The 14,527-nt window shown below is 66.5% G+C and carries 11 protein-coding genes; 9 read left to right on the top strand and 2 right to left on the bottom strand.

Annotation, left to right across the window (positions count from 1 at the left end):
• Positions 1–124: 124 nt before the first annotated feature.
• Positions 125–601 carry an XAC0231 family protein gene (locus tag ACEF39_RS00900; RefSeq protein WP_500286637.1) on the top strand — a complete coding sequence of 159 codons (477 nt, stop codon included), beginning with the start codon at positions 125–127 and terminating at the stop codon, positions 599–601.
• Between the two features lie 70 nt (positions 602–671).
• Positions 672–1,151, top strand: a complete 480-nt coding sequence (locus ACEF39_RS00895) for a tRNA (cytidine(34)-2'-O)-methyltransferase (protein WP_500286636.1) — start codon at positions 672–674, stop codon at positions 1,149–1,151.
• 118 nt (positions 1,152–1,269) lie between these two features.
• Here the strand turns inward: ACEF39_RS00895 and ACEF39_RS00890 are convergent, their stop codons facing one another.
• Positions 1,270–2,433, bottom strand: coding sequence for an acyl-CoA dehydrogenase family protein (locus tag ACEF39_RS00890; protein ID WP_500286635.1), 1,164 nt, complete (start codon positions 2,431–2,433; stop codon positions 1,270–1,272).
• A gap of 303 nt (positions 2,434–2,736) precedes the next feature.
• Here ACEF39_RS00890 and ACEF39_RS00885 point away from each other — a divergent pair, with 303 nt between their 5' ends.
• Both ACEF39_RS00885 and ACEF39_RS00880 read left to right on the top strand, forming a co-directional pair.
• The gene (locus tag ACEF39_RS00885; protein ID WP_500286634.1) at positions 2,737–4,413 is read left to right on the top strand and encodes an electron transfer flavoprotein-ubiquinone oxidoreductase; all 1,677 of its coding nucleotides are present in this window, start codon (positions 2,737–2,739) and stop codon (positions 4,411–4,413) included.
• Between the two features lie 65 nt (positions 4,414–4,478).
• Positions 4,479–4,880 carry a c-type cytochrome gene (locus ACEF39_RS00880; protein WP_500286633.1) on the top strand — a complete coding sequence of 134 codons (402 nt, stop codon included), beginning with the start codon at positions 4,479–4,481 and terminating at the stop codon, positions 4,878–4,880.
• On the opposite strand, the gene ACEF39_RS00875 is transcribed toward ACEF39_RS00880, so the two are convergent.
• Positions 4,874–8,488 carry an ATP-binding protein gene (locus ACEF39_RS00875; protein WP_500286632.1) on the bottom strand — a complete coding sequence of 1,205 codons (3,615 nt, stop codon included), beginning with the start codon at positions 8,486–8,488 and terminating at the stop codon, positions 4,874–4,876. The two genes, ACEF39_RS00880 and ACEF39_RS00875, sit on opposite strands and share 7 nt — an antisense overlap.
• Positions 8,489–8,563: 75 nt before the next feature.
• On the opposite strand from ACEF39_RS00875, the gene ACEF39_RS00870 reads away from it, so the two are divergent.
• The 5 genes from ACEF39_RS00870 to ACEF39_RS00850 all read left to right on the top strand — a co-directional run bounded on the left by ACEF39_RS00870 (position 8,564) and on the right by ACEF39_RS00850 (position 14,391).
• On the top strand, positions 8,564–9,202 hold the full coding sequence (locus ACEF39_RS00870; RefSeq protein WP_100554383.1) for a response regulator: 639 nt from the start codon (positions 8,564–8,566) through the stop codon (positions 9,200–9,202).
• 205 nt (positions 9,203–9,407) lie between these two features.
• Complete coding sequence (locus ACEF39_RS00865) at positions 9,408–10,343, top strand: hypothetical protein (RefSeq protein ID WP_500286631.1); 936 nt, start codon at positions 9,408–9,410, stop codon at positions 10,341–10,343.
• Positions 10,344–10,450: 107 nt separating this feature from the next.
• Positions 10,451–12,478 carry an XVIPCD domain-containing protein gene (locus ACEF39_RS00860; protein ID WP_500286630.1) on the top strand — a complete coding sequence of 676 codons (2,028 nt, stop codon included), beginning with the start codon at positions 10,451–10,453 and terminating at the stop codon, positions 12,476–12,478.
• A gap of 245 nt (positions 12,479–12,723) precedes the next feature.
• Positions 12,724–13,134 carry a glycine zipper 2TM domain-containing protein gene (locus tag ACEF39_RS00855; RefSeq protein WP_059063181.1) on the top strand — a complete coding sequence of 137 codons (411 nt, stop codon included), beginning with the start codon at positions 12,724–12,726 and terminating at the stop codon, positions 13,132–13,134.
• A 129-nt stretch (positions 13,135–13,263) separates the two neighbouring features.
• Entirely contained in the window at positions 13,264–14,391 is a 1,128-nt protein-coding gene (locus ACEF39_RS00850) for a phosphotransferase enzyme family protein (protein WP_500286629.1), read from the top strand.
• The last annotated feature ends 136 nt before the right edge of the window (positions 14,392–14,527 follow it).

Below are 14,527 nucleotides of genomic sequence, written 5' to 3'. Positions count from 1 at the left end.
TTCAGACAAAACCTGACTGAAGACTGAACAAAAGCCGGAAATCGAAAATTCCGCTTGCATCCCCAGAACTGGTGTTCTACCTTACTACCACACCACTGCTCACCAACACTAAACAGGCCCCGTCATGAACGCCAAGACCATTGCCATCGCCATCGCCCTGATTGCCGGCACCGCGGTTGTTTCGTCGGTGCAGGCCTCCGAATCCATCAAGACCCTGTCCACCGTGCAGGTCCGCCCGGCCGCCGACCAGCGGGTCCAGCAGGCCTGGGAACAGGCCAGCGGCATCCCGACCCTGGCCACTGTCGAAGTGCGCCCCAGCGTCGACCAGCTGGCCGAGCGCGACGGCTTCATCGCCGCCCCGGTCAACGCCGCGCTGCCGATCACCACCCTGGCCTCGGTTGAAGTGCGCCCGAGCCTGGAGCAGCGTGTCGCCCTGGCTGCCGAGCAGGAAGCCCAGCGCTACGCCGCCACCCTGGCCGCCGCCGCCACCAGCGTCGCCAACCAGGTGATCGTCAACCTGCCGGCCCTGCAGGTGCGTCCGAGCGCCGCCCAGCTGCAGGCCTTCGCTGCCGAAACCGCCCAGGTCCTGCTGCGCCCGTAAGCGACGTCCGCCCTGCCCCGCGCAGGGCGTGCGTCGTAAAGGCGGCGGCCGTCGCAGGTACACTGCGCCGATGAATGCCGCGCCCCAGTTCCACGTGATCCTGTTCCAACCGGAAATCCCGCCCAACACGGGCAATGTGATCCGGCTCTGCGCCAACACCGGCGCGCAGCTGCACCTGATCGAGCCGCTCGGCTTCGCACTGGAAGACAAGCAGCTCAAGCGCGCCGGCCTGGACTACCACGAGTACTCGCGCCTGCAGGTGCATCCCGACCTGGACACTGTGCTGGCGCGGATCGCACCGAAGCGTTTGTTCGCCCTGAGTACGCGTGCCAGCGTCCGCTATGACAGCGTGGCGTTCGAAGACGGTGATGCCTTCCTGTTCGGCCCGGAAAGTCGTGGCCTGCCACAGGACGTGCTCGATGCCCTGCCCGATGGTCGCCGCCTGCGCCTGCCGATGCGGCCGGACAACCGCAGCCTCAACCTGTCAAACACCGTTGCGGTTGTGATGTACGAAGCGTGGCGCCAGCACGGGTTTGCTGGCGGCCAGTAGATCCACGCCCCGCGTGGATGATCGTCTGGTAGATGCCGACCTTGGTCGGCACGGGAGCGCCAACCAAGGTTGGCGACTACCATCATCCCGGTAGATCCACGCAATGCGTGGATTCCTGTCAGAACGCGTTGATGCCGGTCAGCTCACGGCCGATCACCAGCTGGTGCACGGTTTCGGTGCCTTCATAGGTGATCACCGATTCCAGGTTCAGCGCATGGCGGATCGCCACGTGCTCGGTGGTGATGCCGGCGCCACCCAGCAGATCGCGACACTCGCGGGCGATGTCGATCGCCATGCGGCAGTTGTTCCACTTGGCCAGGCTGACCTGCTGCGGCTGCACCTGCCCGGCGTCCTTCAGTCGGCCGAGCTGCAGCGCCAGCAACTGCGCCATGGTGATGCGCCGGGCCATCTCGGCCAGCTTGATCTGCGCGCTCTGCGTGGCGGCCAACGGACGGCCGAACAGCACGCGCTCCTTGGCATAGCCCAGCGCTTCGTCCAGGCAGGCGATGGCCGAGCCGATCGGGCCCCAGCTGATGCCGAAACGCGCCTGGGTCAGGCAGCCCAGCGGCCCCTTCAGCCCCTTCACGTTCGGCAGGCGGTGGCTGTCGGGCACGCGCACGTCGTCGAAGAACAGCGCGCCGGTCAGCGACGCGCGCAGGCTCATCTTGTGCTTGATTTCCTGGGTGGTGAAGCCGGGCATGCCCTTCTCCAGCACGAAGCCCTGGATGCCGTCTTCGGTCTGCGCCCAGATGATGGCCAGGTCAGCCACCGGGCCGCTGGTGATCCACATCTTGCTGCCGTTGATGCGCCAGTCGCTGCCATCGCGCACGGCGCGGGTCTTCATGCTGGCCGGGTCGGAACCACCATGCGCCTCGGTCAGGCCGAAACAGCCGATCAGTTCGCCGCGCGCCATCGCCGGCAGCCACTGCTGGCGCTGTTCCTCACTGCCGTACGCGTAGATGGGATACATGCAGAGCGAGCTCTGCACCGACACGAAGCTGCGCAGGCCTGAATCGCCGCGCTCCAGCTCCTGGCAGATCAGCCCGTAACTGACCGCGCCCAAGTCACCGCCGCCGTACTCAGCCGGCAGCGTGGCGCCGAGCAGACCCAGCGAAGCGATCTCCGGCACCAGTTCCGACGGGAACCGCGCCTGGTCGAAGGCATCGCCGATGATCGGCAGCACGCGCTCGTTGGTGAAGCGGGCCACGCTTTCCTGGACTGCGCGCTCTTCCTCGCTGAGCAGGGAACGGACATCGAACAGGTCGTACGGATCCAAGGCCATGGCACTCACACGCAGTCAGGACCCGGCCATTGTCGGTCATCCGGGTGGGTTTGGTGTGCCGGTAGAGGCCGACCTTGGTCGGCGCTGGTGTTTCCGCTCACGCCAACCAAGGTTGGCGGCTACCGAAGCCACGTACGCTGCATTGCAGCAATCACGGTGTGAACATCGCCGATCTAGCTCGATCACGCGCGTCCCGGTACCCTGACAACATTCAAACAACCGTTTCGCCCGTGGCTGCACGCGCGATTCCCAGGCAACCGCCGGTGGCCCCGATGCCGGCACTACCCACGAGTCATGCAATCGATGAGTGCTGAAGCCAACGCCCTGCCCCCGCGTGAAGTCATGGAATTCGACGTAGTCATCGTCGGTGCCGGCCCGGCCGGCCTGGCCACCGCGATCCGCCTGCGCCAACGCGCGATCGAAGCCGGTCGTGAACTGTCGGTCTGTGTGCTGGAGAAGGGTTCCGAGCCCGGCGCACACGTGCTGTCCGGTGCGGTGATGGACCCGCGCGCACTGACCGAACTGTTCCCGGACTGGGCCGAGCGCGGCGCACCGCTGAAGCAGAAAGTCACCCGCGACGAGTTCCTGTTCCTCAGCGAGACCGGCGCGCGCACCACCCCGCACGCGCTGCTGCCCGAGTGCTTCCACAACGAAGGCAACTACATCATCAGCCTGGGCGAGGTCACCCGCTGGCTGGCGCAGCAGGCCGAGGCGCTGGAAGTGGCGATCTTCCCGGGCTTCGCCGCCGCCGAAGTGCTGTACGGCGATGATGGCGCAGTGATCGGCGTGGCCACTGGCGACATGGGCATCGAAAAGGACGGCAGCATCGGCCCGGCGTTCGAACGCGGCATGGCGCTGCAGGCGAAGTACACGATCTTCGCCGAAGGCGCGCGCGGCCATCTCGGCCGCCAGCTGATCAGCCGTTTCAAGCTGGACGAAGGCAAGGATCCGCAGGCCTACGGCATCGGCATCAAGGAACTGTGGCAGATCGACCCGGCCAAGCATGAGCCGGGCCTGGTGGTGCACGCCGCCGGCTGGCCGCTGGACACCGATACCTACGGCGGTGCGTTCCTTTACCACGCCGACGGCGGCAAGGTCGCCATCGGCTACGTGGTCGGCCTGGACTACAAGAACCCGTGGCTGAGCCCGTTCGAGGAGTTCCAGCGCTTCAAGACCCATCCGTCGATCCGCAAGCATCTGGAAGGTGGCACCCGCATCGGCTACGGCGCGCGTGCGATCACTGCTGGCGGCCTGATGTCGCTGCCGAAGACCGTGTTCCCCGGCGGTGCACTGGTCGGCTGCGAGGCCGGCTACCTCAACGTCAGCCGCATCAAGGGCAGCCACGCGGCGATCAAGACCGGCATGCTGTGCGCCGATGCCGCCTTCGACGCGCTGGTGGCCGATCGCCAGCACGACGAGCTCAGCGCCTACCCGGCCGCCTTTGAAAGCAGCTGGCTGCACGACGAACTGAAGCTGTCGAAGAACTTCAAGCAGTGGTTCAAGAAGGGCCAGACCGTGGCCACGCTGATGACCGGCGTCGAGCAGTGGCTGCTGCCGAAGCTGGGCGTGCGCAATCCGCCGTGGACCCTGCGCCACAGCATCCCGGACCATGCCTGCCTGGAGCCGGCTTCGAAGCACACGCGCATTGCCTATCCCAAGCCCGATGGCGTGCTGACCTTCGACCGCCTCAGCTCGGTGTTCCTGAGCAGCACCAACCACGACGAGAACCAGCCCAGCCACCTGACGCTGAAGGATGCGAGCATCCCGGTGAAGGTGAATCTGGCCGAGTATGCCGGTCCGGAAGCACGCTACTGCCCGGCAGGCGTGTACGAGTTCGTCGGCGACGGCAACGATGCGCGGCTGCAGATCAATGCGCAGAACTGCGTGCACTGCAAGACCTGCGACATCAAGGACCCGACCCAGAACATCGTCTGGGTGACCCCGCAGGGCGGCGGCGGACCGAACTACTCCGGCATGTGACCGGTGATGGGGCTGCGACGGCCGGTCGCAGCCCCACGTTGCGTGCGACCGTTATCCTGCCCGCCATGCGCGCCTTTCATCTGCTTCTTGTTGTTGCCATGACCCTGGCCACCAGCGCGTGCCAGCGCCCACCGGCTGCGCCCAGCACGCCGGAACAGGCGCGCCGGCAGGCGATGCAGCAGGCGTTCGAACTGTGTGCCGGCTGCCACACCGTCAAGGCCGGCGGCATCCACCGCTACGGACCCAACCTGCATGGGGTGATCGGCCGCCGTGCGGGCAGCCTGCCCGATTACGGCTATTCCCAGGCCATGCGCCGCGCCGACATCGTGTGGAGCGCGCAGACGCTGGATACGTTCCTGCAGTCACCCACCCATCTCGTGCCCGGCACCCGCATGTACAACGCATTTCCCAGCGCGGAGCGTCGCGCACTGGTGATCGCCTACCTGCAGGAATGCGCGGCTCAGTGAGCCTGGCGCTGCAGCTGGTGCTGCAGATGCTCCACGAACTGTCCGGCATCAGCGATCGCCGCTGCGATCTCGGCATCACCTGCGGCCTGCAGCCGTTCCACCAGCGCGTTGGCACGATCGGCCAGGCCCCGTGCACCCACTGCGCCCAGCGCGCCCGCCTGCCGATGCAGATGCAGCGCGGCCGTCACCCGGTCGCTGTCCTGCAGCGCGCGCTGCAGGGCCGCGATGTCCTCGTTGCTGGCCTTGATCAGGCTGTCATGCAGCTGCCGGGCGATCTCGCGCGAACCGAAGCGCCGCTGCAGGGTCGCCAGGTCGGGGAGTTCCTCATCACCATCTGACTCATCGTCGTTGTCCACGACAGTCTGGTCATCCTCCATACCGCCGGCGCACGGCAGCCAGCGCAGCAGCGCCTGTCGCAGCGTCGCCAACGACAACGGCTTGGCCAGCACGTCATCCATGCCGGCTTCGCGGCAGCGGCGTGCGTCGTCGTCAAGCACGCTGGCGGTCAGCGCCAGCACCGGCATCCGCGGCTGGCCGTTGCGGCCCTCGCGCTCGCGCAGCAGGCGGGTGAAGCCGAATCCATCCAGCACCGGCATGCGGCAATCGGTGATGACCAGATCGAAGGATTCCGACGCCTCCGCCAGCCGGTCCAGTGCCTGCTGCCCGTCGTCGACCAGCACATGCGGCACGCCCAGCTGCTGCAGGCGCCAGGCCATCATCGCCTGGTTGGTGGGATGGTCTTCAATGACCATCACCCGTGCCTGGCGCAGACCAGGGGGCAGCAGCGCGATCTGCTGATGCTCGGCCTGCAGCGCCAGCACATCCTCGCTGCGCGCCTCCACCAGCGACAGCAGCACCTCGACCCGCGTCCCTTCGCCCAGCGTGCTTTCCAGCTTCAGTTCGCCATCCATCTTCTGCACCAGGCGCCGGCAGATGCTCAGGCCCAGCCCGGTGCCCCCATGGTCGCGCTGGATGTACGCACCGGCCTGGGTGAAGGGTTCGAACAGGGTCGGCAACTGCTCCGGTGCAATGCCGATGCCGGTATCGGTCACGCTCAGGCGCAGCGGCTGGCTGCCATCCTCCGCAGTGGGCCCCAGCACCTCCAGCTGCAGATGCACCGAGCCCTTCATGGTGAACTTGATGGCATTGCTGACCAGGTTGAACACGATCTGTCGAAAACGCACGCCATCCACTTCATGGGCCTGGGCCAGCTGTTCGTCGATGTCCAGCTGCAGGTCCAGGCCACGTGCCGTGGCCTGCGGCAACAACAATCGATGCACCCCCTCCAGCAGTGGCCGCACCGGCAGCGGTACCGGCTCCAGCCGCAGCGCGCCCGCTTCCATCCGCGAATAGTCGAGGATGTCGTCCAGGATCTGCCGCAGCATCTGCGCCGAGTCTTCGATCACGCCAAGGATGCGTTGCTGTTCGGCGTCCAACGGCGAATGCGCCAGCACTTCCAGCATGCCCAGCACACCACTCATCGGCGTGCGGATTTCATGGCTCATGGTAGCCAGGAAACGCGATTTCGCTGCCGCTGCCTGTTCGGCTTCGACCATCGCCGCGGCCAGCGCGTCGGCCTGCGCGCGCGCCTGGCTCACGTCCACCCAGTAACCACTCCAGGTCACCGCGCCCGCTTCGGTGGAATACGGATGGGCCTGGCTGCGCACCCAGCAGGGCGCGCTGCCGTCGCGATGGATACGGAACTCGAAGGAAAGCGGTGCGAAATTGCGCGCCGCCCGTTCCATCGCACGCAACACCTTTTCGCGGTCATCGGCATCGATGCACGCCAGCAGCGCCTGCCCGTCCGACTCCGCCTGCTGCCGGCTGATACCGAACATCGACTGCACATCGCCGGCAATGAAGGGAAAACTCAAGGTACCGTCCGCTTCACGGCGGGCCTGGTAGACGATGGCAGGCAGGTTGTCGGTCACCTCGGCCAGGCGCTGCTCCAGCTCACGGCGGCCGGCCACTTCGCGGCGCAACCGCCAGTGGCCCAGCCCGTGCACCGCCACCGCAGTGGCCAGCACCAGCAGCAGGGGAAGGCCCCAACGCAGCAGGGTGCGCCAGTCCACCCCATCGCGGTATTCCACCGCCAGCCAATCGCCGCGCAGGGCCTCGCGCTGGCGCGGCCCCATCTGCAGCAGCAGGCGGTCGAAGGTGGTGGCCAATGCCGCATGGCGGCGCTCCACCGCCAGCGCCAGCTGGTCGTTGAACCCGGCTGGGGCGGCCAGTTGCAGGCGCCCCGGAAAGCGGTTGCGCAGCAGCTGGTCGACCAGCGCCAGGTTGCCCACGTAGGCATCGGCCTCGCCATCAGCAAGACGCTGCAGGGCCTGCTCGGCACTGCGCGCGGCGACGATCTTCACCGACGGCGCCTGCTGCTGCACGTAGCCACGGATGCGCTCCGGATCGGACAGCAGCACGCGTTTGCCGTCCAGGTCCGACAAGCCCAGCATCGACGGACTGTCAGTGCGGGTGACGATCACGTTGGGCACGGTGATGAAGGGCTGGCTGAACACCCATTCCGGCCCCAGATAGCGCGAATCGGCAGGAATGCCGATCACCGCCTGCAGTTCCCCGCGACGTGCCTTCTCGCGCACCTCGTACCAGTCATGGCTGTTTTCAACCTGCAGGTTGGCACCCGCCTGCAGCAGGCGCTGCAGGTATTCATTGGTCAGGCCACTGGGCTTGCCAGCTCTGTCGGCGAACGACAGCGGCGCGGCGTTGGGCGCAAAGCCGATCTTCAACGGCTGCTGCAGCACGCGTTTCTCGGCCTGGCTCAACGCCAGCTGCGCCGACGCCGACCACTGCGGCGGTGGCAGCCAGCGCTGCGCGAGGGCGTCGCGCTGTGCTTCGCTGACAGCGGCAAGCGCCAGATCCAGCGCTTCGGACAACGGTTGTTTGCTGTTGGGCACACCGAAATGCAACTGCTCGGGGGGCAGATCGCTGGGCCGCAGCAACACCACACCCTTCAACTTGGCGGCGGCGATCAGTTCCGTTGCCACGTAGGCATTACCGATGAAAATGTCGGCTTTGTCGTCTCTGACCATATTCAAGGCGGTCAGCGTGTTGTCTGCGACAAGTTGTCGTGCCCTTGGGAATCGCGCACGCACCTGCGGCCCGGTCATGAAGTCCTGCTCGACCACAACGCGCAGGCCATCCAGATCGGGGGCCTCCGAAGCACGCAGGTCCTGGGGACGCCCGACCATGGCCAGCGGTGCTTCGGCATAGGCGGCGGTGTAGACCATGCAACGGGTACGCTCGGCGCTGAGCGCGATGTTCATTACCACGTCGATCTCGCCGCGACATGCCGCATCCAGCACCGAGGGCCAGTCTGCAAAGCGGCGCGTCTCCACCTTCAATCCAAGCTGACGGGCCGAAAGCGTCAGGTAGTCCGGGCCGAGGCCCACCTGCTTCCCGTCCTGGATCGACTCAAAAGGGGGCCAGCCACTGTCATACTGTCCAACAACGACAACAGGATGTGCGGCCAGGTATTCGCGCTGCAGGGGACTGAGCGGCAATGGTCCCGGGGCGGACGCGGACTGGGCCAGCGCCGGCAGAGCCAGCAGGGTCGTCAACAGGATCAGTCCACGAGCCGCCCAGCTGCGCATCTGCAACGATCTCCTGGAAGTCCTGCCAAGGACCGCGATAGTCGCGGTCCGGCGTGCCGGTGGCCATACTAGAGCATGACCTTGCGCATCATCATCGCAGACGATCACCCCGTGGTCCGCATCGGTACCCGCGCCGTCATCGAGTCCAGCGGCGTTGGCAAAGTCGTTGGCGAGGCCGACAACGCCCAGGCGCTGATGACCCTGCTGACCACCCAGCCCTGCGACCTGCTGGTCACCGACTATTCGATGCCCGGCAGCCCCCAGGCCGATGGCTTCGCCATGATCGGCATGATCCGCCGCCGCCATCCCGACCTGCCGGTGCTCATGCTCAGCGTTTCCAACAACCTGGCGATCCTGCGCATGGTGCTCGACAGCGGCGTGCTCGGCCTGGTCGACAAGAGTTCGTCGATGGATGAACTGCCGCAGGCGATCCAGGCGGTCTACCGCGGCCAGTCCTACATCAGCCGAAGCCTGCGCGAGCGGGTGGAGGAAGCCGGCAGCTGGCGCATGCGCGAGGGTGACGGCAAGCCGTTGTCGCCGCGCGAAGTGGAGGTGCTGCGCCTGCTCGGCACCGGCATGACGGTGAAGGAAATCTCGCTGCAGCTGCACAAGAGCGTCAGCACCATCAGCCGCCAGAAGGGTGATGCCATGCTCAAGCTGGGGCTGAAGGGCGATGCGGAACTGTTCGACTACCTGCGCGACGGCAGGATCTGAGACGCCGTTCACAGCTCTCTGGGGGGAGCCTCCCCCTGCCCCCCCTGTGATCGCCGTCGCATCTGTGCCATCATCCGTCCCGATGAGTTTTCCTATGCGAGGTCGAAGGAATCGACCGGCTCATCACGACGTTCCCCCTCATCGAGGGCGGGGCGTGTTCTGCGTTGGCCTTCCTGCCCGACGCCCGCAAACCATGGAGAGGTGCATGAAGATCCTTCCGCAATCCCGCTTGGCCCGTGTCCGCCCACGCCTGTGTGCGACGTTCGCTGGCCTGCTCGTTGCGTTGCTTGCCAGCGCCTGCACCCCCTCGACTTCGACCGCGTCACCACAGGGCGCCACCGCGCCACGACAGGATGTTGCCCCGATGCAGAGTTCCGCCACACCCGCCACCACGGCTACCGCCACGCCCCCCGATGCCGGCAGCGTGCTGTATTTCATCTACGACGTCGACGGCGATGGCGCCGTTTCGTATGAAGTAGCCAATGGCAGTGTCGCCACCTTCTGGTTCGGCCATGCATTCGAAGTGGCCGGCACCCGCTATTACACCGGCTTTGCCTGGAGCACGCCGCAGAAGTACGGCAAGCCCGGCGAGGACGATGTCGGTCCGGACAGCCAGGTCACCCTGACCGAGGCCACCTTCACCCTGACCGGCGACAAGCCGGATCGGCCGTGGGTGTTCAAGGGTGCCGAACCGTGGATCGGCACCGTCGGCGCCTATGGCACCGCACCGGACATCGACAGCAAGCGCAAGCCGCTGGAGTACCGCACCCCGGCTGGCAAGCTGGTGCTGGCGGTGCCGACCAGCACCTTCGCCACCGGTACCAGCATCGAAAGCTACACCGTGCTGGTGTTCAACCCGGACTACGAGAAGTCCGAAGACGGCCAGGTCTGGGCCAGCCTGGGCACGGTGATCACCGGCGAAGACAATTCGGCCGCCTGCGACGATGGCCAGGTGATGCCGTGCGTCAGCAACAAGGGCGTTCTGGCCTTCAACGCCGTCGCCGGCAGCGACCTGCCCAGCATCAGTGTCACCGCCACCGGCACCACCATTTCCGGCCCGGGCCAGACCCGTGCGCTGGGTGCGGCCGATGCACGCCAGTACAACTACGACGCCGCCCGCAAGGCCTACGTCGAAAAGTAAGACGCACCACCCCGCAGCACCTGTTGACCGACATGTTGAAGACTCACGGATGAGTCCGGTTGGCGTATCGCGGCAAAGGCCGCACCATCAACCCCAGAGGAAGTGTCATGGCACAACGTGACTACAGCAAAAAGGAAGTTCTCGACATCATCGAGCAGGTGGCACAGCGCAAGGGCATCGCCAGCGAAGACTTCCTGCGCTTTGCCCACATCGAGACCGGTGGCCGCTTCAACGAGCGCGCGCACAACGACAAGACCGATGCCAAGGGCCTGTTCCAGTTCCTGCCGTCGTCGGCCAAGCAGTACGGCCTGACCGGCCACGAGTACGACCCGACCCGCAACACCGAAGCGGCAGCGGAGATGTTCAAGCGCAATCTGGTGGACATGGAAAAGCGCCATGACCGCACCGGCCACCCGTACCTGTCCGGCGATGACAAGCCGAGCGGCCTGGACCTGTATCTGGCGCACCAGCAGGGTGCGGCCGGCTACGGATCGATCCAGACCGCGATCGCCACCGGCACGTTCGGCCTGGTGCGCGACGGCCACGGCGATCCGATCAACATGCGCCCGCGCATCATGGGCCAGATCGGTGGTGACGTGGAAGCGCTGACCGGGCATACGCGCGCCGAGATGCGCACGATGAACGATCGTGATCTGGCCAGCACCTTCGCCCAGTACTACGACCGCAAGTACGACGCGATCAGCATCCCGGAAAAGAACATCGCACCGATCACCGAGGCCCAGGCACGTCCGGCACCGGTGCAGGCCGCACCGACGCAGACCGTGACCCCGGCCGCGCAGGCAGCTGTTGCCGCCGGTGCCGCGACCATCGCCGCCACCGCCACGGCTGTCGCAGCCAAGCCGGATGCACCTGGCATTTCGCTGGATGCGGCCTACAACGCCGGCGTGAAGTACGACAACGTCAAGTACGCGATCAACATTGAATCCAGCCAGTACTACCGTGGCAAGGGCGTCACCGGCAAGAACGTCGACCAGGGCTACATCGACTGCTCCGGCTGGGTCGGCACGATGCTCAACAAGACCCAGGACGAGATCAACCAGAAGGCCGGCCACGCGGTGTTCGCCGACGCCGACAAGATCAAGCTGGGCTTCGCCGGCTCCGGCGGTATCGTGCACGAGGCCTACAAGGACTCGGGCGTGCTGCTCAAGCGCGACGACATCCTCAAGCCCGACGCGCTGAAGGAAGGCATGGTGATCGGCCTGGATACGGCCAAGACCAAGCACGAGCACTGGAATGGCATCGACCACATCGTGATGGTGGTGCGTGACCCGAACACCGACAAGCTGCTGATCAGCCAGTCCACTGGCAAGCTGGGTGTGCACACGATGCCGGTGGAGGATTACCTCAAGCAGGTGAAGGACCACCCGAACTGGAAGCTGTTCGCCTCCGATCCGCTGCACCAGGCACGCGACCTGCTGGAAAACCGCAGCCAGACGCATGCGCAGGCGCAGGCCAAGAGCACGTCCGAGCCGAAGCCGGCAGCGCAGGAAAAGCCGCAGACCAGCAACGAAGTGCATAAGCAGGGCGCGCACGGCGAAGGTGTGCGCAGGGCGCAGGAACAGCTGGGCCACCTGGGATATGTGGGTGCCGACGGCAAGCCGCTGGTTGAAGATGGAAAGTTCGGTCGCAACACCGAGGCTGCCGTGCGCCAGCTGCAGAAGGACAACGGTCTGGCAGTGGACGGCATCATCGGCCCGAAGACGCTGGATGCGATCAAGGACGCGCGCGAGCGCCCGCTGCTCAATGACGAGCGCCATCCGCAGAACCCGATGTACAACCAGGCCGTGAAGGGCATGGAAGGCCTGCCGGCAGGCACCTTCAAGGACCGCCATGCACTGGAGGCCGCCGCCGCCGCACTGACCAAGGAAGCACAGGCCAGCGGCATGCAGCGCATCGACTCAGTGGTGCCCAGCACCAACGGCGAGCGCATGTTTGCCGTACAGGGCACCGCCGGCGACCCGGCCGCCTGCCGCGCGGCGGTGGAGACCCGCGCTGCCAGCGAGCAGAGCATGGCCCTCAGCAGTGGTGCGGTGCACGGTGCACCGAATGTCCTGCAGCAGCAGGACGCCCAGCAGGAGCAGGTGAAGCAGGCCCAGCGCGCCATGGGCCACTGAGCCAAGCCGGGGGAGACCGGGGGAAAGGGCCGCGTACTGCGGCCCTTTTCCTTTCTGGCAGCTGAGCGGCCGCAGCGCTTTCAGCCTCGCTTCATGCCGCCTGACGCTAGATGAATGCGCAAGCCGCACGGGGATCGCGCGCAATGTTCCGGCAATGTCCGGGCACCAGCGTGGTCCCTACGGCAGCCGGGGCGCCCAGCGTCCTCCCTGCCCACCGTGGCATGCACCTCACAGGAGAACCCAACATGCTCAGCACTTCCGCACTCAGCTTCCGTGGTCTGGCGATGGCCCTGGCACTGCTTGCCGGCGTGGCCGTGGTCAGTGATGCCAGCGCGATGTCGAGGAAGGACAAACGCACCGTGGTCGGTGCCGTCGTCGGCGGCGTGGCGGGTCACCTGATCTCCAACGGCGACCCGGCCGCCACCGTCGGCGGTGCGGTTGCCGGCGGCGCCATCGGCAACCTGACCACCTCCGACCGCCATGATCGCCGCTACGACGGACGCTATGACCGCCGTTACGACCGTGGCTACGACCGCCGTTATGACCGGGGCTACAACCGCGGTTATGGCTACGACCGCCGCGATGACCGTCGCTGGCAGCGCGAGCGCCATGACAACCGTTACTACCACGACCGCGGCCGCCATCGCGGCTGGTAAACGCGCCGGCCGCAGGCCGCACATGACGTCCCTGACGGGCGGGTCGATGACCCGCCCGTTTGCGTCTGCGGCGCCCATGGCGTTGAATGCGCAGCCTTGGATGTTCCTTTACTCACCAGCGGCCGTGGCATGACTTCTTCCCCCCATCGCGTGCAGGGCCTCAACAACGACGAGGTCGCCGCCGACTGGCCGGCGATCGACGCGCAGGAGATCACCTGGCTGCGTGGTCACTTTCCGCAGCTGGGCGCAGACAGCACGCTGCGCTGGCACAGCCCGCGTCCGTTGTCGGCCGCGGCCATCGTCGACGGCACGCGCGGTCCGGTCTTCATCAAGCGCCACCACCACAGTGTGCGCAGCGCGCGAAGCCTGGAAGAAGAACACCGTTTCATCGCACATCTGGCGACTGCCGGCATGCCGGTGGTGCAGGTGCTGGCCAGCAACCACGGCCGCACCGCACTCGAACACGGCCAGTGGACCTACGAACTGCATGCGGTGGGCGCCGGCCAGGACCTGTATCGCGAGCTGCCGTCATGGTCGCCGTTGACCGACGTCGCCCAGGCCCGCGAGGCGGGCCGCATGCTGGCCACGCTGCACCGCGCCGCGGCCAGCTACCACGCCCCGCAACGCAGCACCCATCTGCTGGTGGCACGCGACGACCTGATCCGCGCCCATGACCCGATCGCCGCGCTGAAGGCCGACCTCGGCAACCGCCCCGGGTTGGCCCGCTACCTGGCGCGCATTCCCTGGGAAGATCAGCTGCACCGCGACGTGCTGCCCTGGCACCACGGCCTGGCCGCGCGCCTGCAGGACGAACCACGGCTGTGGGCGCACAACGACTGGCACGTCTCCAACCTGCTGTGGAACGACGACGGCACGATTGCCACGGTGCTCGATTTCGGCCTGGCCTCACCGACCAGCGCGCTGTTCGACCTGGCCACCGCCATCGAACGCAACGCAGTGGCCTGGCTGCAGCTGGAGCGCGGCACCGACGCTGTACGCATCGATATCGCCCTGGCCCTGCTGGACGGCTATCGGCAGGAACTGCCGCTGGCGCCCGCGCGCGTGCACCTGCTGGCCGACCTGCTGCCGATGGTGCATTTCGACTTCGCTCTGTCCGAAGTGGAGTATTTCGAGGGCGTCACCGGCTCCACCGCGAATGCCGACGTCGCCTGGCAGCCTTTCATGCTCGGTCATCCGGCCTGGTTCGCCACCGTCCCCGGCCAGACCCTGCTGGCGGCCCTGCACGCCGCCGCGTGAGCCGCGAGCCACCAAACACGCCGGGTATTCAGTAGATCGACGCCATGCGTCGATGATGCGCTCGGCCGGGGTCAGATCCCTTTGCGCTGGAAAGGGATCTGACCCCGGCTGAAGGGCGGTGGCTCGCAAATCCGTA

The organism is Stenotrophomonas indicatrix, assembly GCA_041545745.1.
Classification (GTDB): Bacteria; Pseudomonadota; Gammaproteobacteria; order Xanthomonadales; family Xanthomonadaceae; genus Stenotrophomonas; species Stenotrophomonas indicatrix_A.
Note: the sequence above shows the minus strand (reverse complement) of the source record. Positions and strands in the feature narration are given on the sequence as shown.

Excerpts from the sequence above, each read along its gene's own strand:
- ACEF39_RS00900 (WP_500286637.1), top strand. The coding sequence starts at position 125 with ATGAACGCCAAGACCATTGCCATCGCCATCGCCCTGATTGCCGGCACC.
- ACEF39_RS00895 (WP_500286636.1), top strand. The coding sequence starts at position 672 with ATGAATGCCGCGCCCCAGTTCCACGTGATCCTGTTCCAACCGGAAATC.
- ACEF39_RS00890 (WP_500286635.1), bottom strand. The coding sequence starts at position 2,433 with ATGGCCTTGGATCCGTACGACCTGTTCGATGTCCGTTCCCTGCTCAGC.
- ACEF39_RS00885 (WP_500286634.1), top strand. The coding sequence starts at position 2,737 with ATGAGTGCTGAAGCCAACGCCCTGCCCCCGCGTGAAGTCATGGAATTC.
- ACEF39_RS00880 (WP_500286633.1), top strand. The coding sequence starts at position 4,479 with ATGCGCGCCTTTCATCTGCTTCTTGTTGTTGCCATGACCCTGGCCACC.
- ACEF39_RS00875 (WP_500286632.1), bottom strand. The coding sequence starts at position 8,488 with ATGCGCAGCTGGGCGGCTCGTGGACTGATCCTGTTGACGACCCTGCTG.
- ACEF39_RS00870 (WP_100554383.1), top strand. The coding sequence starts at position 8,564 with ATGACCTTGCGCATCATCATCGCAGACGATCACCCCGTGGTCCGCATC.
- ACEF39_RS00865 (WP_500286631.1), top strand. The coding sequence starts at position 9,408 with ATGAAGATCCTTCCGCAATCCCGCTTGGCCCGTGTCCGCCCACGCCTG.
- ACEF39_RS00860 (WP_500286630.1), top strand. The coding sequence starts at position 10,451 with ATGGCACAACGTGACTACAGCAAAAAGGAAGTTCTCGACATCATCGAG.
- ACEF39_RS00855 (WP_059063181.1), top strand. The coding sequence starts at position 12,724 with ATGCTCAGCACTTCCGCACTCAGCTTCCGTGGTCTGGCGATGGCCCTG.
- ACEF39_RS00850 (WP_500286629.1), top strand. The coding sequence starts at position 13,264 with ATGACTTCTTCCCCCCATCGCGTGCAGGGCCTCAACAACGACGAGGTC.